Raw genomic sequence first — 20,378 nt, 5'->3', positions numbered from 1 at the left:
TTTAGTCGAAATAGATGTTTTAATTCTAAACCTAGGTTTCGCTATTGCTCCGCCTACGCTTCTTTTGGAATACGAAAAACCTAACTACCCAACCTCAACACTCGTTACATTCTGAAAGCCTCTCGGCAATTGACCACCGCGATTGCCGCGAACACCCGTATAGTTAGCCAAGTCATTTGGCTTGAGCGTCACATGGCGTTTGCCAGCGGTAATGATTAGGCTGTCTTGCTGACTCAGTGGCGTGATAGTAAGCACTTCTTCGCCATCTTTTAACTTGATAAGTTTATTACCTTTACCGCGAGCTTGCTCAGGCAGATCATAGAGGCCAAATATCAGTAAATATCCTGCATTGGTTGCGACGGCGATATGGTCAGGTGCTACGCGTGTATTGCTATTCTCACCATCAGCATTGGCGGTTGTTTCCACTGGTGCATCAATACGTGCAACAGGAAGCAAGCGACTATCAGTGGCTAGATTGATGACATTTTTCCCTGCTTTTTGATTGCTGTCTAGATTGCCAATGGTGTTGATAAAGCCATAACCTGCGGAGCTGGCGAGAATAATGCGTTGATCGTCAGCACCCGTTAATAGCTGCTCAAAGCTGGCACCTGCTGGCGGTTTTAACACACTGGTTAGTGGATCGCCTTGACCACGGGCCGAGGCGAGATTGTGTGCATCGATACTGTAGCTGCGTCCAGTGCTGTCGAGCACGTAGATTCGCTCATTGGATTTGCCGCGTACGTGCGCTTGATAGCTGTCACCTGAGCGGTAACTCATACCAGCAGCATCGACATCATGACCTTTAGCAGCACGAATCCAGCCTGCTTTTGATAGGATGGCGGTGACAGGCTCGCTCGGTACAAGATCAGACTCTTTTAATGCTTGTGCTTCTTCGCGTTCTACTAATGGTGACACACGTTCGTTGCCGTGTTCTTTCATATCAGCAGTGAGCTCATCAATCATCAGATTGGTCAGACTGTCTGGATTGTCTAGATACTCTTGAATAATGGCACGTTCGGCAGCCAGCTCATCTTGCTCGCGGCGTAGCTCAATCTCTTCTAACTTTGCCAACTGACGCAGACGAATATCCAAGATAGCATTTGCTTGAATATCAGTTAGATCGTAGTCCTGCATCAATGTTGCTTTTGGATCGTCCTCTTCACGAATGATGCGAATCACTTCATCAATATTAAGATAAGCAATCAGCAAACCTGCCAAGATGTGTAAGCGCTTGTCGATTTTATCGAGGCGATATTGCAAGCGGCGCGTGACCACAGAGCGGCGACAGACTAGCCATTCATCAAGGATTTCTTTTAGGTTTTTGACCTGCGGTTTACCATTTAAGCCAATCATATTCATATTGACGCGGTAATTGCTTTCTAGATCCGTACTGGCAAACAGATGACTCATGACACGAGCGACATCGACCCGTGTTGATTTCAGCTCAAGCACGATACGGCAGGCATTTTCGTGATCTGACTCATCATGAATATCAGTAATCCACGGCAGCTTTTTATCGGTCATGAGCTTAGCGATTTGCTCCTGGATTTTATTACCTGAAACTTGGTAAGGCAAGGCCTCGATAATGACGAGGTTTTTCTCTTTAGGGTCAACATGAAACGTTGCACGCATTTTATAGCTGCCACGACCCGTCTCGTACATCGCTTGCAAGTCTTTTTTACTGGTAATGATTTCAGCTGGCGTTGGCAAATCAGGTGCTGGTATCGATTGGGTAAGCTGCTTGACCGACAGTTCAGGGTTTTTTAACAAACGAATCGCCGCACGTACCACTTCATTGAGGTTATGTGGTGGGATATCCGTTGCCATACCGACCGCGATACCTGTTGTACCATTTAATAGGATATTAGGCAGGCGGGCAGGTAGGGTGGTTGGCTCTTGCATCGTACCATCGAAGTTGTCTTGCCAATCGACAGTGCCTTGACCTAACTCTGCGAGCAATGTATTGGCATAAGCTGACATTTTGGCTTCGGTATAACGCATCGCCGCAAATGATTTAGGATCATCTGGGCTACCCCAGTTACCTTGACCAGTGATGAGTGGATAGCGATAGCTGAACGGCTGCGCCATCAGTACCATCGCCTCATAGCAAGCGCTGTCACCATGCGGATGGTATTTACCCAACACATCACCGACCGTACGCGCCGATTTTTTGGCCTTGGCAGTCGATTTTAGCCCCAGCTCGCTCATGGCGTAGACGATGCGGCGCTGTACTGGCTTTAGGCCATCAGCGATGTTTGGCAGCGCCCGATCCATGATGACGTACATGGCATAGTTGAGATAGGCTTGCTCAGTGAACTCTGCGACTGAGCGAGTATCCATCGGTTCATTGGGTATGATTGGGGCAATCGTATTATCAATAACATCAGACATAAAATAGGATTCACTTATCAGTTTTAATAGGTATAGATAATTGGTGCAAGCGTACAAATAGGATAGTGCTATCGTAAAGGAAATTGGCAGAATTAAAAAGGTATAAGTCAGAATAGACGACAGGTCGTGACGCGCTTATATTTTGCTTTTATAGAACCTTCTCATGATGTTCTGATACATAGCTTTTATGGATTAAGTTGAGTATAGTAAATCTAATATTTGTTTTCTATATTATTAATAAGTGTTCCAATATTTGAGCGCGTTTATCTTATGTCATTCATCTATCATTGGCGTAATGTGTCGATACGAACACGCTGCCATTGACCTATCTATAATAAGGAATATCTGCCATGTCATCTGACCATTTATCAAAAATGCTTACACCTGCCGTTATTGAAAACAGAACCAAACCCATAGGCAAAAATTTTACTAAAAATGCACTGTTAATTAGTGTTGTAGCCAGTCTAGGATTGACAGCCTGTAGTCCCTCACAAATGAGTAAATCTGTGCCAGCCGAGACAAGCAGCACCGTGGAACAAGATGCAGCGGTGATGTCAGAATCTGTCATGGCGTCACCCAGTGCCATAAACTTGGCCAGCGGACAACAGATGATGATACGTTCTGCACCCCAGACAAGTGTCATACGTCCGTCACCGAGCATCATAGTCACACCAGAGACGAAAGACAACTATCAAAAAAACGAGGCGAATCCTGTACATCGGACTACGGACATGGCGATATCGACCTTATCTATCGATACGGATACGGGCAGCTACGCCAATGTGCGCCGCTACTTAAATGAAGGACAGTTGCCACCCGTCGATGCTGTACGAGTCGAGGAGATGATTAACTATTTTAACTATCAATTTGATGATGGCAAACGCCTTGGCAACGCACCATTTGTTGTATCAACTGAAGTGGTTGATTCGCCGTGGGATAGAGCAGATCAAGGCAATAAAATCGTCAAGGTTGGCATCAAAGCCGTTGATAGTAGCTGGTCACAGAAAACTGATAAGCAGTCTATGCCACCTGCCAATCTCGTATTCTTAGTAGATGTCTCAGGCTCTATGTCGTCGCGCGATAAGCTACCATTGGCGCAGTCGTCGCTTAAACTATTGACGGAACAAATGCGCGCTCAAGACAGCATCAGTATCGTCACGTATTCAGGCAGTACCAGTGTGGCGTTGCCTGCGACCAATGGTGACCAAAAAGCGAAAATACTGGTTGCGATTGAAAGCTTAAGCGCGGCAGGCTCAACCAATGGGGAAGACGCGCTAAAACTGGCCTATAGACAAGCTGAGCAGGCGCTAAAAAAGAACGGTATCAATCGAATTATGATGTTAACGGATGGCGATTTTAATGTCGGTATCAGTGATGTCGATGAAATGTTGGATTTGGTCAAAGCCAATCGCGATCGTGGTATCTCTTTGTCTACGGTTGGCTTTGGGCGTGGCAATCTCAATGACCACATGATGGAGCAGATGGCGGACAACGGCAATGGTAATTATAGCTATATCGACAGCTTAACTGAGGCCAAAAAAGTCTTTGGTGATGAGTTAGCCGCGACATTCAACACCGTTGCCAAGGATGTAAAAGTCCAAGTTGAGTTCAATCCTGATGTGGTAAGTGAGTGGCGTTTGATCGGTTATGAAAACCGAGTATTGGCTGAAGAAGACTTTAATAATGACAAAGTAGACGCAGGCGAGCTAGGTGCAGGTAAAGCAGTCATTGCGCTGTTTGAAGTGACACCAAAAGGGCAAAAAGGTCTCTATAGCGACCGACGTTATGGAGAAAGCAGTGCTAAAGAGATAAATGCCAATACCAAAAAAGGTCAAAAAAATAATGAGCTTGGTTATCTAAAAATCCGTTATAAAGCGCCTATAGGCGGTAGCTCTAAACTGATTAGTCAACCAATTAACAACACCAGTCATGCTTTGAATAAAGCCAATATTGACACCCAGTTTGCTGTGGCGGTAGCGGGCTTTGGTCAGCGTTTAACCCAAAGTGAATATATTAATAATTGGCAATACAGTGATAGCACAAAGCTTGCAAAAAGCAGTATTGCAGATAAACCAAGTAGTGACAAAGATGGTACACGTCGTAACTTTGTGACGTTGACCGAGCTTGGTAGTGCGCTTGACGGCAAGCGCTAATGAAACGCATATCAGACGATAGCAACTGATATAAACGGATAATTGTTTAGTAGTTAAAATTGGTGGATATGGCTATTATTTTATAGATAGGCTATTGATATAAATAGTAATATACTACGTCAAGGTGCTTTGCGAACTCAGGTAGCAATCTTTTGTATTGAGTAGTTTGTACAAAGTGTGTATGTTAAAGAACAAAGGGCTATTTGCTGCTACATTGTTTACTCATCACCATACGTCGACGTCGTCAGCCTTGCCACCCTGAAGAGGGTTCGCTTGTGCTCCGATGTTTCGTATGTTTATCACTCTGTGATTGGTATGGGTGGACGATAACGCATTATTATTACTAGGAGAGATAAGATTATGGAAAATCAAGGCAACCTCATTCGTCGTAATGACAAGGTATGGGTCAAAACTTACGAAAAACTTGGTATTCAGTACAATATTGATATGCCAGCTGCCAACACCTCTTTAATTGACATACTTGAGCAAAATTTCATCAATCACGCAGGCAAAACTGCGTTCGTATGTATGGATGTTAAGCTCTCTTACGAAGATTTAGACTGTTATAGCAAACAAATTGCTGCCTATCTACAGTCACTTGGGCTAAAAAAAGGCGATAAAGTCGCGGTCATGATGCCAAACATTTTGCAGTTACCCGTTTCTGTATTGGGTGTACTTCGCGCTGGCATGACCTTGGTCAACGTTAATCCGCTTTATACCACCAAGGAGCTTGAGCATCAGTTAGAAGATTCTGATACCAAAGCTTTGATTCTTTTAGAGAACTTTGCCAAAACCTATGAAGATATTGGCAAGGACTTGGTTGATCATGTGGTCGTGGCGTCCATGGGTGATTTGATGAGCCCATTAAAGGGTCTGATCGTTAATACCGTTGTGCGTCATATCAAAAAAATGGTGCCTGATTATCATATTAGAGGCAGCGTTAAGTTCAAAAAAGCCCTACATCGCTTCCCAGCCAAAAGCTATAAACGCCCTAACAATATCAATCTCGACGACGTCGCGGTACTTCAGTACACTGGTGGTACTACGGGCGTGGCAAAGGGTGCGATGCTGACCCATGGCAACTTGGTGGCCAACCTGATTCAAAGCGATACGTATCTAGGTGATGCTTTTGATAAGTTTGATGGTAGTAATGAGCAGCCAGTCATTATGACCGCTCTGCCGCTATATCATATTTTCTCATTTACCGTGTGTGGTATGTTTGGCCTATACCGTGGTTGTATCGGTTTGCTCGTGCCAAACCCACGTGATGGTGCTAGCTTGATCAAAGCTTATAAAGACTATCCACCAGCATTTTTCCCTGCGGTTAATACACTGTTTAATGCCCTCGCCAACAGCGAAGTTTTCCAAGCGTTAGATCATAGCAAGCTTGAGATGTCTATGGGCGGCGGCATGGCAGTATTGAAAGACACGGCCGAAAAATGGCAGAAGATTACTGGTAATGTAATCGTACAAGGCTATGGTTTGTCAGAAACCTCTCCTGTTGCCTCAGCAAATCCGCATGGTACAGGGGAGTTCTCCGGTAACATTGGTTTGCCAATGCCTATGACTGATATGGCCATCTTGGATGAAGAAGGCAATGAAGTGGCCCTTGGTGAGCGTGGCGAGATTTGTGTTCGCGGCCCGCAGGTTATGAAAGGTTATTGGAAGCGTGAAGATGCGACGGCGGAAGTCATGACTTCAGACGGTTATTTTCGTACTGGTGATATCGGTGTGATGGATGAAGAAGGTTACTTTAAAATTGTCGATCGCAAAAAAGACATGATTTTGGTATCTGGCTTTAACGTCTATCCAAACGAAGTTGAAGACGCCATGTCAACGCATCCCAAGATTTTGGAATGTGGTGTTATCGGTGTTGATGATGAGAAGAGCGGTGAAGTACCGAAGATTTACGTGGTACGTAGTGACAACAGCCTGACAGCCGAAGAAGTCATCGCTTATGGTAAAGAAAACCTAACTGGTTACAAACGTCCTCGCCATGTTGCATTTATTGATGAGCTACCAAAATCTAACGTTGGTAAAATCCTACGTAAAGATTTACGAGTGCTTGAAGAAAAAAACCACGGTTAGATAATCAATAGTCAATACTAGACAGTTTGTTATCAGCTGCCTTTTATTGGAGCTGATAACAACTATCGTGGTATAAAATTTCGTAATGACCAAAAATGATAAGGCCAGTTCTATACTGCCTTATCATTTTTGTTTGTTTCTATCAGCGTTTTTTGCCAGTATTCATAGAGAATGGTTAGAGCGTGTCTTCAATTCACTCGATAGTCATCTAAATGGTCTAAATATATAGTCAGTGAAAAGTAATATCGATACATCACGCACTGCTGATATCAATTTGTTTTGCTTGCTGTGCCTGTGCCGACAGAGGCTACAAAAAATTGATATCAGCACTATCGTCGTGTTTTTGGGGTATTTTGACTATAGCTAAATCTTGCCAAACATCGTCAAATAGCTGGTTAATATCCCGATATTATTCGCGCTATTTTTCTTGTTTGACGGTAATTTATCTTATTTTTATCACCATTTTTAAAATGAAGACACGCCCTAGCAGAACTGCTATAGTGCCTGCCGATATATTTTCTTATTTAGCGATAGAATCGAATGAGAATCGCATGAGTTTGGCGCTATAGAGCTGGCATGATTATCGTCGTAAAAACGTATTAGCGGCTTAACCTTTTTGCCTGATTTGTAGTAGGCTTAGTGATGAGTGTCAGGATTGTTCATTTATTGGAATGCATAAACAATCCTGACGTTCAGGATATTTTCATCAGATTATTCTATCTTTTTAACGGTAATATTTAGGGGAAGTTATGACGGACAATATCAATAAAGAGACAACAAACGACAGCGCGGCTAAAGATGCTCAGTCAACGATTGAGACCAACACTTTTCCTACGATGCCGACGATAGCTAGTGACAGTCCTTGGCTGAATGCTTACGAGCGCTATAATATCGATGCGACTATCGATATGCCAGATGACCGTACCTCTTTACTTGAAGTGTTCGAACGCAACTTTAGCCGGTATGGACAAAAACCTGCCTATATCTGTATGGGCGCCTCTATTAGTTTTAAGCAATTAGACCTATACAGTCGCCAGATTGCCAGCTACTTACAGTCGTTAGGACTGGTCAAAGGGGATAAAGTGGGGGCGATGATGCCCAATATTTTGCAATATCCTATTGTGATGTTAGGCATCATTCGGGCAGGTATGGTGTTGGTCAATATCAACCCGTTGTATACCAGCCGCGAATTGTCGCACCAGTTGCATGACAGCGGTGCCAAAGCGTTGTTTATCGTCGAAAACTTCGCCAAGACTTACGAAGAGGCGGAAGACAAAGGTCAGGTCAAGCACGTCATTGTCTGTAAGCTCGGTGATATGCTCGGCACGGTGAAAGGGACTGTGGTTAACCTCGTCGCTCGTCATGTCAAAAAAATGATTCCGTCTTATAGTTTGCCAGAGAGCACCAGCTTTAAGCATGCGCTAAATGCGGTCTCAGCTAGCGAGTATAAGCGCCCTGACATGAATCTAAGCGATGTGGCGTTGTTACAATATACTGGTGGCACGACCGGTGTTGCTAAAGGCGCGATGTTGTCTCATGGCAACTTAATAGCCAATATGCTACAGATTAGTGCGCTCATGGACAGCGCTTTTGAAGATGATATCGAAGCTACTGATGTTCTTTTGACGGCGCTACCGCTATACCATGTGTTCTCATTTATGGTTTGTGGGATGTATAGCATGTACCAAGGTTGTGCTGGTTTACTTATTCCAAATCCACGTGATCTTGACGGCTTGATCAAAGAGATGGGTAAATACAAACCTGCTTTTATCCCTGCGGTAAATACCTTGTTTAATGGCTTGGTACATAAAGACGGCTTTGCCGACCTAGATTTCTCTAACTTAAAAGCCTCGATTGGCGGTGGTATGTCGGTATTGCCGAGTGTGGCAAAAGAGTGGCACAAAATCACTGGTCTACCGATTGTTGAAGGTTATGGTCTGTCTGAGACATCTCCTGTGGTTGCTTTCAACCCAATGACTATCGCTGAATTCACGGGTAAAATTGGTATTCCTGCTTCTAGCACCGACGTGATACTGATTGATGATGATGAAAATGAAGTCGCCTTAGGCGATCGTGGTGAAATCTGTGTCAAAGGCCCGCAGGTGATGATTGGTTATCAAAATCGTCCAGAAGAAACCGCTGAGAGCTTTACTGTCAACGGTTACCTAAAAACGGGTGATATCGGTATCATGGACGAAAAAGGCTTTATAAAAATTGTTGATCGCAAAAAAGACATGATTTTGGTCTCTGGCTTTAACGTCTATCCAAATGAAATCGAAGAAGCCATGAGCGAGCATCCAGGTGTGGTAGAGTGCGGTGCCATTGGTATTCCGAACGATGATCGTGGCGAAGAACCAAAAATCTTTGTGGTCAAAAAGGGCGATGTGACTGAGCAGGAGCTGCTTGATTTTGGCAAAAAGCAGTTGACTGGTTACAAACGTCCGCGTCACGTGCAGTTCGTTGACGAATTACCAAAATCAAACGTGGGTAAAATCCTCCGTAAAGAATTGCGTAAGATGGAAGGTTTAGAATAAAGTAAGCGCCACATTTAACGGCAACAGCGGCGTAATAGCTTGAGTGAATCTTGCTATTGCGCCGTCGCCACGTTAGGATGTCGTAATATTTAGGTCTGCTAAGGCATCCAGTTATCCTTTATTTCGAAGTGTCAGTATGTTGGAATGCAAGTGTTTCGAAACTTGAGTGTTTCGCTAAATAAATACTGGCTACTACCCAAATAATGACAGACCCCTTATCTTATGACATTGCTTTTAAAACATCGTACTAGGAATTTTTATGCGTATTGACAATCGTGAGCTTGACCAACTTCGCTCGATCAGCTTTGAGCGCCATTATACTAAGCATGCTGAAGGGTCTGTATTAGTCAGCTTTGGCGATACCAAAGTACTCTGCACAGCCAGTGTTGAATCAGGCGTACCGCGTTGGCTCAAAGGTAAGGGTAAGGGCTGGATCACGGCAGAATACGGTATGTTGCCAAGAGCGACCAATACCCGTAATCAACGCGAAGCGGCACGTGGTAAGCAGTCAGGCCGCACGCAAGAAATCCAACGTCTCATCGGTCGTAGCTTGCGTGCCATGATTGACTTGAGCAAGCTGGGCGAAAACACCATTTATCTTGATTGTGATGTGTTGCAAGCAGATGGTGGTACTCGTACCGCTAGTGTGACTGGCGCAGCTATCGCGCTCATCGATGCCTTAGAGAGCATTCAAAAAGCCAAAAAATTGAAAGCCGATCCATTGATTGGTTTAGTGGCTGCTGTTTCTGTTGGTATGAAAGATGGCAAAGCGTATCTAGATTTGAACTACGAAGAAGATGCTAGCTGTGATACGGACTTGAATGTGGTGATGACTCAGAAAGGTGAGTTCATTGAACTACAAGGTACGGCAGAAGAAAAGCCATTCACCCGTGCGCAAGCAGACGATATGTTGGTACTGGCAGAAAAAGGCATTGCAGAGCTTATTGCGATGCAAAAAACAGCGTTAGGCTGGTAATTCACTGTTAATGTCTAAGATAATGAAATGTTTTTTTGATGCTATCGTTAATCTTCGATAGTTAAGTGTCTTTTGACAGATAGTTGTTTCCCAAAACACATGGTTGTCTTTTAAAAGATAATTGTCTCTCAAAAAACAGTGGTTCTGCAACAGGTAGTAACGCATGCTCAAGCTGACTGATGATGGTGCCAAAATCACTCTGCAGGCTCAACCGCAAACGGCTGATAATGGTCTGTTTTGGTTTGGGGCAGCATTGCTTATTGGTGCAGTTGCAGTAGCCATGGCCATGAGTTTACTCTCTGAGCGCTTAGCTATTGGTGCGCTTGCCTTGCTTATTATCGGTAGTTTTATTTTTAATAAGCAACGCCAACAACGCAAAAAGGCCATGAGTGGCGTTATTAATAACGGTATCTTATGGGTGCGAGCTGGCGAGCTGGTGCATGACAATAATGGTAAGCGTGAGCACATCCATTTGACCGATAGTGATGACGTCAAGCTTATCGGCGAACAGCTACAAATTTGCGATAGTGACAATGTACGTAAGTATCATATTAGCGGCTTTGAGACTGTCCAAGAAGCAACCGCTGCTAAAGCTATCTTGCAAGGTCAAGGGCTGACAAAGCGTCATGTCAATATTAAGATGAGCAGCGATTAGCGTCTTTACTAGGGCGTGTCCTCGTTTTTAAAATGAGGACACGCCCTAGCCTTATAATTGTGAGCTAATACTTTTCTAAAAAATTGCTATCCCACTCCCGTATTATTCGTACTTACATTTTTATTGCCTGTCTAAACCCTTTTTCTCTACTACCATTAGTCTGTCTTTTTATACCTTTTATCGTCAATGAAAAAGGAATAATGCTTGCAGATGCACGCTTAAATAGTTTATAAATAGGATTGGAAATCCAACCCCTATTATTGTTAATGCTATCATTGCGATGCTATTGACAAGGAGCTAGTCATGTCGCGTTTGCCAGTGTCTATGTCGTCGGTCACAACGTCATGTAGTATGTCGTGCAGTCTATTGCTACTCACTATCGGCGTGGTAGGTCAAGCCCATGCAGATAGTATGAGCGCGCTTATTGCACAAAAATCCGTCCAGCCTGAGTACAGTGCCCGTTATACACCAACGCATGCTGCGGTACCTGCTGCCAAAGTGAGTACACGCTCTACGATTCAACGTGCTGGCAGCTATCGCTCAAGCCCTGTCAATGTTCGACCAACTAGTAATCCCTCTTATTCAACCACCACTTATTCCAATAACAACCCTTACGCGAATCCGCCAGCTGTCAATACTTCTTATCGTTATCCTGACGTACAACGTCAAGCACCTAGCGCGCTACCAGCATTTTTATCCGGTAATTATGACAACGTCGATAGTGAGTATTTACCGTTGCTCAGCAATGCTGAGACCCAAAGCAATATGGCAGCGCGTGAGGTGGTGAGTACAGCGCGCAAAATGGCACTGAACGAGCGCTCGATTATTCAAGGCGGCTGTTGGGATTATCTGGATGCGGTATTTAAACGGGCAGGGGTGACGCGTGATACGGTGCATAAAGGGACTTATGGTCAAGGTCCGTACGCCAATAGTGGTGAGATTGAAGTTGGGGATTGGCTCTACTATATTAATCATGGCTACAATGGTGTTGAGCATAGCGGACTGTTCGTCGGCTGGGTCGATGAGCGTGCAAAGCAAGCCTTGATACTCAGTTATGCGGGCGAAAACCGACGCGAACCTGCACGTTATCGTGTTTATGATTTGAGCAATGTTTATCAAATCATGCGCCCTAGTGCTTAAGCTCTACTGTTTGACAGTAAGTCATAAAATACGATTGGCTATGTCAAATGCCTTTGGTATATTAGGATAATAAAAAAGCGTCCGTCACTGATAAAGTGGCGGACGCTTTTGATTGGTAAGTATCAATTATTCTTCTGGTTTTGGCGCTAATTTTAGAAAGGTTTTACCACCACTAAAATTACGATAATGACCAAAGCAAATACTGGCACTTCATTAAACCAGCGCCAAAATTTATGCGACTTATAATGTGGATTATCCATCAGTTTTTTACGATAAAATCCGCATGCGCCATGATAGCCAGATAGTAGTACGACCAGCAAGAGCTTAACGTGTAGCCAACCTTGAGTTTTATACACATCCCAGCCTAGCCCTAACATCCATAGACCAAATACCCATGTCGCTATCATCGACGGTGTCATAATACCGCGATAGAGCTTGCGCTCCATAATGGTAAAGCGCTCTTGGCTAATGCTATCATCGCTCATCGCGTGATAAACGAACAGGCGTGGCAAATAGAAAATCGCCGCAAACCAGCACACCATAGAAATAATGTGTGCTGCTTTAATCCAGTTAAAATAGTCTGCCATCTAGGTTTCTCTTACTCAGCTTTGATTGTCTACTGCTAGTTGGTTATACGGTAAAGTGGAATGTGTTCATCAGGCCTTAATCAGCCATCACGACTTGTGTTTGATGACCGTTCATCGCATCCATCACAGGCAATACTCTAGGCGATCTTGGTGCGGCAAACTGCTTTGTTAGACCAAGCTTACGCATGAGTCTGTCATCGCCTGATTGACTGGCGTTACCAGTGGTCAAAAGCTTGTCACCATAAAAGAATGAATTGGCACCTGCCATAAAGGCCAGTGCTTGCTCAGAGTCAGATAAGCTCTCGCGACCAGCCGACAGGCGCACATAGCTGGTCGGGCAGCAAATACGCGCCACGGCAATGGTACGAATCCACTCAAGTACAGGCAGCTGACCTTCTGCTAATACCTTATCGCCAATCGGAGTGCCTTTAATGGGCACTAATAGATTGACCGGAATCGACTCTGGCGCTTTAGGCATTTTTAGTAGCTCGTGTACCCAGTCGATGCGATCGTCACGGCTTTCACCCATACCAACGATGTTGCCGCTACAGACATTGATACCTGAATTGCGCACGTTATTGATAGTATCTAAGCGCTCGTCATAGCTGCGCGTGCTGACAACTTGCTCATAGTAGCGGCGCGAGGTATCCAAATTATGATTGTAATAATCCAATCCTGCATCCGCCAATTGCGTTGCTTGATTGGTATCAAGCATACCAAGCGTCATACAGGTCTCAAGACCTAACGCTTTTACTTCTTTGACCAGTTCAACCACATAGGGCATGTCTTTGGCGCTAGGATGTTTCCACGCTGCACCCATACAGAAGCGTGACGAGCCACTGGCTTTGGCACGTTTAGCAGCGGCAATGACTTTATCGACTTCTATGCGTTTCTCTGCTTGCAAGTTGGTGGTATCGCGATGATGACCTGATTGCGAACAGTAGCCACAGTCTTCTGGGCAGTTACCTGTTTTAATAGACAGCAAGGTGCTGATTTGCACTTCATTCGCTTTAAAATGTTGACGGTGGATAGTTTGTGCTTGTAATAATAAATCCATCAAAGGCAAATCAAAGAGCTGAGAAATTTGTTCACGGCTGTGTTTGCTGGTCACATTTTGGTCTGTTTTAATCGCGTCTGTGGCTAGCATCGCCAACAACTCATTGGTTGTATTGGCTTGATTGTTAAGTGTGTCAGTTTGGCTGTCGGCGTTAGGTTCTGAGATACTAAGCAGTCCTGCCATAATATAAGTCCTTTTATAACGGTATTAAAAATATGGATATTTGCGTCTTTTATTGTTTTAAAATATTTAATGGTTCTAAAACAATAAAAAAGGCTGCGATATAGTATACCGCAACCTTTTTAGAAAGTCAGAACGCGACTAGATAGTATTTAGAATGGCTACAATTAAGCACATTAGAAACATCTTAGAGGCACATCAATAGTCATTGTTGGCTATTCAGTTATCTAACTGTTTATGTCTGACTATTTACCCAGTTTATGCTTAGCAACACCAATCCAATGTTCTGCAAATTTCTGTGCTTTATAGGCATAAGGTTTGGCTTTATCAAGATAAGGCTTACACTCTTCTGGAATGGCTGGCACGATGTGTTTGGCAAGCTTGTTGAACCACATCATTAGACTGTAATCACCCTCGATGCTCAGGTTACCTTCTTGTACTGCTGTCATAAAAGCAGGCAGACTGCCTTGGGTCAAAAGCTTAACGCCAGTCATAGAGTCTTTGAAGTTAATGGTTAGATCCGCTTCTTTTGCATGACCGCTATGTTGGCTAAACTGTCCATTATCAAAGCTAAAAGAACGGGCAATATCAGATTCAGTACTGGCAAATTCAATCGTGACTTTGCGATCAGCAAATAGTGCTTTGACGTCTTCATTGTCGCTATCAGCTAGCATAGACAAGCGATAACCAACAACCGCTAGCAATGCATCTAATGGGTCAGATTTGATATCTAATACAGGAATAGTAAACATAGTGGAACTCCTAAAGGATGAGGCATAAAAATAAAGCGTACTTTATACCAGTTTTTATGATAAATATATAATTAGATTATAAACTACTGAGTAGTTTCAATTCTTTAGGAGTTAAGTAGAGAGCGTTAAGTATCTTGTAACATTCGATGTCAATGTTATTGGCAGGGTGTTTGTATAAGCACAACATAATCAATGAAAACGTGGCTGATAATCATCATCGTAAACAGGCGTATGCTCGACATAGCGAGCCGCTTCTAATTCGCGCTGCTGACTGACCGACTGACTCACATCATCGTATCGTAATGCTCGATACAGCACCCAGACCGCCAAAGGTAGCCAACTTATTCCAATAGCGATGACATAACTGTGCCATTCTGAAAGCTCTGATAGTGTAGGGCGACCTGCCAAGATATTTTGGATAACCTCGACGCTCAACCAGTAGACCATACCGCCAAATAGATATAGTAAGAGCCAACGATACGATGAGAGAGCAAGTGCCACGACCACACCTGCTAGCAGCCCATAACCAAGCCATGCCGCGCTGCTCCACGCATCAACACCGATAAAAGAAAAAATAGTCAGTAACATCATTCATCTCGCTATTCATAAGGTGAATTCCAATGAGGCTATTATGAAAGGTTATTGAACAAAGCTGAAGAGGGTGTAGGCGACTTTGCGACAACCGTTGACGTTTGGTTTTTTGAATGATTTTGACCGTTTAGCGTAGGGAGTTGCTAGAAAAAACGCCGCAAGGATGGGCGCTTTTTATTGGGAATGAGGAGAATGTTTTGTTAATTTTAGATGAGATTAATACAAGCTTGAGGCAGGGCTAAGCTCGATTGGTACGGTTGCCCCACCAAGACAATAGCGAGACTAAAATAGCACCGAGTAGCATAAGTCCGACTGTGCTTAACCAGTGCGCGCCAGTAGGATATTGCCATGGCATGACATTGGTGATCGCCTCGCTATTTAGAGAACCTAAGGCGTCGACTTTCCACGGCCAGACTTTAACCAAGGATCCGGCGATAAAGCCTGTGAGCAAGGCTAATGTAGCTTGATAATAGCGAGACAATAACCATTTAAGCGCACGAGTAAATAATAACAATCCCGTTGCCATACCCGCCATAACAGTAAAAATGATGGTGAAATCATGAGTATGGACAGCCTCTAATACCGTATCGTATGCCCCCATCAACAGTAAGATAAACGATCCTGAAATACCCGGTAAAATCATCGCACAAATAGCAATGGCTCCGGCAAAAAATAGATAGGGTAAGCTTGGAGTGGTGGTCAGTAAAGGCAAGCTACTGATAGTAACAGCTGTTACTATTCCAATGATAAACAGTACTGCTCGTCCTATATTCCAGCGCTTAATTTCGCTTAATAAAATAAATACGGTTGCGACAACCAGCCCAAAAAAGAATGACCAAATCAGTAATGGCTCATTGTCCAGTAGATGCTTGATCATACCAGCCAAGGTCAAAAAACTGGTGGCAATACCGAGTAGCAGACATAACAAAAAAGTGGCATCAACTTGTCGCCAAACCGCAACTAAACCTTTGATGCCACCTTCTTGGCGGAATATCTGCCAAAGATTGGGGCCAATGCTACTAAGCGCATTAATCAAACGTTCGTAAATACCTGCAATCAATGCAATAGTACCGCCAGAGACACCAGGCACGATATCAGCCGCGCCCATGGCCATTCCTCTAACGTAAACCCCTAATAGTTGTTTTGGGCGATCAGTGCGTACAGGGACGGTACTGGCATCTAATGGCTGCGCTGCTGACGGCTGGTTTGGCCGTGGAGATTGTGGTGCCGTCATGAACAGTCCTTTATTATCTAAGAGTGAATGTTGTTTAAAAATAGGTATCAGAGGTTGGTACTACTGGACACACTAAAATACCTAAAAAGTGCGCTAACACATAAAAGCTGGATTAATGAGAAAAACATTAACCCAGCTTAGCGGATAGCCTAGAATATTTAGCGATTACTTAGTAGGGGCAAGTGCTGGATAGCCAAGCGCGTAAAGCATACCTTCAAGCCCAGTCACGTTGATAGCCGCATCGGCACGTGCTTGCACAATAGGCTTAGCATGATACGCGACCCCTAGATCAGCAAGCGCCATCATCGGCAAATCATTGGCACCGTCGCCGATACAGACCACTTGTGACATCTCGATACCCAAACGCTCAGCAGTATGTTCGACGATAGCGGCTTTTTTGGCACCATTTATGATGGGTAATTGTATGTGGCCAGTGACTTCACCTTCGTCGATGTCTAATGCATTGGCATGGACTTCATCAATACCCAATTGCTCAGCAATATACCGGGCAAAATAAGTAAAGCCGCCAGATACCAATACCGTATGATAGCCCAAGACTTTTAGTGCGCTGATGGTAGTGCGAGCGCCTGCAGATAGCGTTAAGCGGCTGCATATATCATCGAGCACATCTGTTGAGATGCCTTTTAGTAACGCCACCCGCTGAGCAAATGATTCATCAAAATCAATCTCACCGCGCATGGCTGCCTCAGTAATGGCTTCGACTTCTTCACCAATTCCCGCTGTTTTTGCCAGTTCTACGATGACTTCTTGTTCAATCAACGTTGAGTCCATATCAAAGCAGGCAAGCTTGTGGGTACGCAGCATATGACCGACGGATAAAATATGGCAATCAACGATGTTTAGGTCGTCCGCAGTATCTGTGCTGCGTGTGTTTTTATATTGCTCGGTCAACTCATGACGCAAGCGCGTGGTCAATTGATCATCGATGATATGAGCCGCCGCCGTCTTCTTGCCAGGGTGCATGAGAGTGTCGGTTACTGGCACCAGTAGATAGCGGAATACTTGCGCCTGTGTAAAGGGAAGACGTTGCGCATCTGCTGCCATCGGCTCTGTATCAGAAACCGTGATATTGATAAAGCTTGCATCGGTGTCTTCGGCGACGGTTACCAAATGCCAGCTTGGTTGCTCATCGACCCATGACTGAATATATTGATGAATATCCATTGCTGACACTTGATTCGGCAGCACTACGATGAGTGCAAAAACAGGCAGCGACTGTAGCGCATCAAAATCTTGCAAATTAGTATCATCAGGTAATAATGCCGCAATAGAGTCGACGGCTTGTTGCCATGCTTTGCTGTCTTTTGGTAACGAATAAGAGGTATTTTTTGGCATGGCTCAATTGTCCCTTGTATGCTCATATAAGATTGGGAATAATAACAGTTTTACTGAGCAGCGCCTATAGATGACGTGCAAAGTATCACAGGTGTCTAAGATTGCCTGTCAGGGCGCAAAAACTGCTCAAATGCGATAAAGTTATCATGATAAATTTATAAAGCGACTAACGCTATAAGACTTATTATGGTGATATAGTAGATGAGATAAACTGCCCACTTGGTAACGATGTTGTGGCAAAGACAGCAGTGGTGTTAATGATGCAGATTGCGATATTATCATGAGTTAAGTTTAGTCCGATGGGCGAAAGCTATTTGACGTCATAGTGATTTAAATAATGGTGATTGGTTTCAGTAACGCTCTATCAATATGTACGCATCACAATTTTCTAAAAATTAGCCAAAAAATGAGCAATAGCCTCGTTTTTTAATTTCTCTTCTCCAAAAAAGTTTACCATATCATGACGTATTTAGCGCCGCGGCAAGGGTTGTTTGCCATTATTCTTCTGGTTAGTTTTTGTTTGCAGACTCTATTATTGGTCATCAGTACCGACCAACAGCTGAGCAAAAGTCGTGCGTTAAAAGGCGAGCAGATGGTCGCCCAGCTGATTGATGAGGCAAGGTTGTCTTTAGAAAACAAAGACCGTGTCAGCTTGAGCGTTATTGCCAATCGCTATACCAGCGAGCAAGACGTCACACGGATACTGATTAAAGACAACAACGACGACATCTTGGTGCCTGTTGGCAATGCGCCAATGCAGCAAGGTGATACCATTCGTCAGATCGCCACCAATGGCGATGCGGTGATTGGCAGTGTGTCGTTGACACTAAAAGATATTAGCAAAGGCGAGATTATCGCTATGCAATGGCCGTTTGTCATCGGTACTATGCTGCTGCATTTATTGCTTTGGCTGATTTATGGTTATCTGGCTCGTCCTACTAAAGAGCAAATCAATGCGCTCAGCCGTGATGTCGAAGATTTATATCGCGAGCAATATCGGCAGGTTGATCAACGCAGTGACTATCGTGAGAATGCTCGCGAGAATGCTCGTGGCTATGCTGATGGTGCGAATGGTGCAAATGACAAGCGCTCAGCCGATAACGAGAATGACAATACTAGAAACAGTAGCACTAAAAATGAAGGTCGTAATCTTGATGATAATCAAGTGACTGCTGAAACCAGTGATAAAACCACAAATACCCGCAAAATCGACGTCCATAATGAAGTTAATGCCTATCTAAGGGCGCAGCAGAATCAAGAGGCGACGACTGAAGACACTGGTCTTAATGCTGACAATACCTCTGAATATCGTACAGATGATCAGGCTACCAACGCAACGCAAAACGATGGGTGCAGCAGTGATAATGGCACTCATAAAGTCAATGGCAGTGCCTCTCAGTCATCTACCGCTAAGCTATCTGCCACACGCGCAGTTGACACGGTCAGTGTCCAAATCGTATTTCATGACGAATTTAATATGCTTGAGCGTCTAGCACCTTCCCAGCGCTTGCCTTATCTTGCGCTATGTACGCAGCTACTCAATCAAGCAATAACCGAGCTACTCAAACAACCGCTATTGATGGGTGTGAGTGCGATGAATGAACCACGCTTTGACGAAAGCGGTGCTTGTGCGGTGCTCAAAGCGGATAATAGCCATGCCAAAGTCGCGCTAGCAGGCGTGATGCTTGGCAAGCTCTACCTAATGCTCAACAAGATCATCCACGACAAGCATATTGAACTGTCGCGTTTTGCCTTGTCAGCTAAAGCTGGCGTGAGTGATGATGCTCAAGCCGATGCCATGACCCAACTGTTACAAAGCGTGGGCAAAAAAGAGCAGATGTTGATATTGCTGCCTAATGCTGGACTCAAACAAATCAGCAACCATGTTCAAGTACACAGCATCATGCGTCCGACAACTGTCTATGAGCGTGAGTGCGCGATATTTGATGGTGGCAATGACTCGATGATTCAGCGTTTGGCAGATGTCCGTAACGCAGTTCTGATGATTGAAGAAACGGATGAGTAATATGCTTCATCGCTATTAATGCTGCCACTTTCTCTACAATTGCCTGCGAGATAGCCTGTACGATTGTTCTTGTGTTTGTTGCTAAATAGGGCATAGTGATAAAAAGGATTGACAATGCCCAGTAGAGACTTTATAAGGCATATATATATTCACGTATTTTTAATACACTTGCCAAAAAATGATAGGAGTTTGTCATGAGTGACGCTGATATTGACGACGATTTTGATGATGATTTTGTCGACGATGATGATGCAAAGATGGTAGAAGAGGCTGAGACTAGTGTGCGTACGCGCCTAAGTAGTCTTGAGAAGCGTCGACTAATCGATAATTTGCTAGAAGAAAAGCGTTTGGCTAAAGAGTTAAAAGACGATCTTGATGATCTAGATAACTTCGATGAAGATGGCGATGACTGGGATGATGATTTTTAGGTTTTAGACTTAAGTTAGGGGTCCTGTTAGGTCAGCCAAGCAGATGATACGATTAAAGTAGGCCCAGTAAACCAAACTAAGCCAATGCCTTAGGGGTTGATCGTGACTGAATTGTGCTAAGCTGGCTGTACCATATTTTGGTTTTGAATGCTTGATTTTAGTTTTTAATGATTGCTGTGCCACTTAGGGCGTGTCATCAATTAGCACATTGATACATTTAGTGGTCTTAA

General features: G+C 44.1%; 15 protein-coding genes. 8 read left to right on the top strand and 7 right to left on the bottom strand.

Features of this window, described 5'->3' with window-relative positions; genetic code table 11:
- Positions 1–84: 84 nt before the first annotated feature.
- The gene (parC, locus tag RH96_RS13170; RefSeq protein ID WP_010201688.1) at positions 85–2,391 is read right to left on the bottom strand and encodes a DNA topoisomerase IV subunit A; all 2,307 of its coding nucleotides are present in this window, start codon (positions 2,389–2,391) and stop codon (positions 85–87) included.
- 350 nt (positions 2,392–2,741) lie between these two features.
- Between parC and RH96_RS13165 the strand changes: the two genes are divergently transcribed.
- The 6 genes from RH96_RS13165 (at position 2,742) to RH96_RS13140 (ending at position 11,937) form a co-directional block, all read left to right on the top strand.
- Complete coding sequence (locus tag RH96_RS13165) at positions 2,742–4,544, top strand: vWA domain-containing protein (protein WP_010201687.1); 1,803 nt, start codon at positions 2,742–2,744, stop codon at positions 4,542–4,544.
- Positions 4,545–4,904: 360 nt separating this feature from the next.
- Entirely contained in the window at positions 4,905–6,632 is a 1,728-nt protein-coding gene (locus RH96_RS13160; protein ID WP_010201686.1) for an AMP-binding protein, read from the top strand.
- 749 nt (positions 6,633–7,381) lie between these two features.
- Positions 7,382–9,166, top strand: coding sequence for an AMP-binding protein (locus RH96_RS13155; RefSeq protein ID WP_010201685.1), 1,785 nt, complete (start codon positions 7,382–7,384; stop codon positions 9,164–9,166).
- 259 nt (positions 9,167–9,425) lie between these two features.
- Positions 9,426–10,142, top strand: a complete 717-nt coding sequence (gene rph / locus RH96_RS13150; RefSeq protein WP_010201684.1) for a ribonuclease PH — start codon at positions 9,426–9,428, stop codon at positions 10,140–10,142.
- A 163-nt stretch (positions 10,143–10,305) separates the two neighbouring features.
- Positions 10,306–10,797, top strand: a complete 492-nt coding sequence (locus RH96_RS13145) for a hypothetical protein (protein ID WP_010201683.1) — start codon at positions 10,306–10,308, stop codon at positions 10,795–10,797.
- 303 nt (positions 10,798–11,100) lie between these two features.
- Positions 11,101–11,937: a hypothetical protein gene (locus RH96_RS13140; protein ID WP_010201682.1), complete on the top strand. Its 837-nt coding sequence runs from the start codon at positions 11,101–11,103 to the stop codon at positions 11,935–11,937.
- Between the two features lie 152 nt (positions 11,938–12,089).
- Here the strand turns inward: RH96_RS13140 and hemJ are convergent, their stop codons facing one another.
- From hemJ to serB, 6 genes are all read right to left on the bottom strand, one after another.
- Positions 12,090–12,524: a protoporphyrinogen oxidase HemJ gene (gene hemJ, locus RH96_RS13135; RefSeq protein WP_010201681.1), complete on the bottom strand. Its 435-nt coding sequence runs from the start codon at positions 12,522–12,524 to the stop codon at positions 12,090–12,092.
- Positions 12,525–12,600: 76 nt separating this feature from the next.
- Entirely contained in the window at positions 12,601–13,671 is a 1,071-nt protein-coding gene (gene bioB, locus RH96_RS13130) for a biotin synthase BioB (RefSeq protein ID WP_202801467.1), read from the bottom strand.
- A 335-nt stretch (positions 13,672–14,006) separates the two neighbouring features.
- Entirely contained in the window at positions 14,007–14,513 is a 507-nt protein-coding gene (locus RH96_RS13125) for an SCP2 sterol-binding domain-containing protein (RefSeq protein ID WP_010201679.1), read from the bottom strand.
- Positions 14,514–14,702: 189 nt separating this feature from the next.
- Positions 14,703–15,101, bottom strand: a complete 399-nt coding sequence (aciT, locus tag RH96_RS13120) for an AciT family ciprofloxacin tolerance protein (RefSeq protein ID WP_010201678.1) — start codon at positions 15,099–15,101, stop codon at positions 14,703–14,705.
- A gap of 241 nt (positions 15,102–15,342) precedes the next feature.
- Positions 15,343–16,338, bottom strand: a complete 996-nt coding sequence (locus RH96_RS13115) for a DUF368 domain-containing protein (protein ID WP_010201677.1) — start codon at positions 16,336–16,338, stop codon at positions 15,343–15,345.
- A 165-nt stretch (positions 16,339–16,503) separates the two neighbouring features.
- Positions 16,504–17,694 (bottom strand): phosphoserine phosphatase SerB, encoded by a 1,191-nt coding sequence (gene serB, locus RH96_RS13110; RefSeq protein ID WP_010201676.1) that lies wholly within the window; start codon positions 17,692–17,694, stop codon positions 16,504–16,506.
- A 460-nt stretch (positions 17,695–18,154) separates the two neighbouring features.
- Here serB and RH96_RS13105 point away from each other — a divergent pair, with 460 nt between their 5' ends.
- Both RH96_RS13105 and RH96_RS13100 read left to right on the top strand, forming a co-directional pair.
- Positions 18,155–19,720 carry a hypothetical protein gene (locus tag RH96_RS13105; protein ID WP_010201675.1) on the top strand — a complete coding sequence of 522 codons (1,566 nt, stop codon included), beginning with the start codon at positions 18,155–18,157 and terminating at the stop codon, positions 19,718–19,720.
- A 194-nt stretch (positions 19,721–19,914) separates the two neighbouring features.
- A complete protein-coding gene (locus tag RH96_RS13100; protein ID WP_010201674.1) occupies positions 19,915–20,148 on the top strand; it encodes a PA3496 family putative envelope integrity protein in 234 nt (77 codons plus the stop codon).
- Positions 20,149–20,378: the final 230 nt, after the last annotated feature.

Origin of the sequence: Psychrobacter sp. PAMC 21119 (genome assembly GCF_000247495.1) — a bacterium.
Classification (GTDB): domain Bacteria; phylum Pseudomonadota; class Gammaproteobacteria; order Pseudomonadales; family Moraxellaceae; genus Psychrobacter; species Psychrobacter glaciei.
Note: the sequence above shows the minus strand (reverse complement) of the source record. Positions and strands in the feature narration are given on the sequence as shown.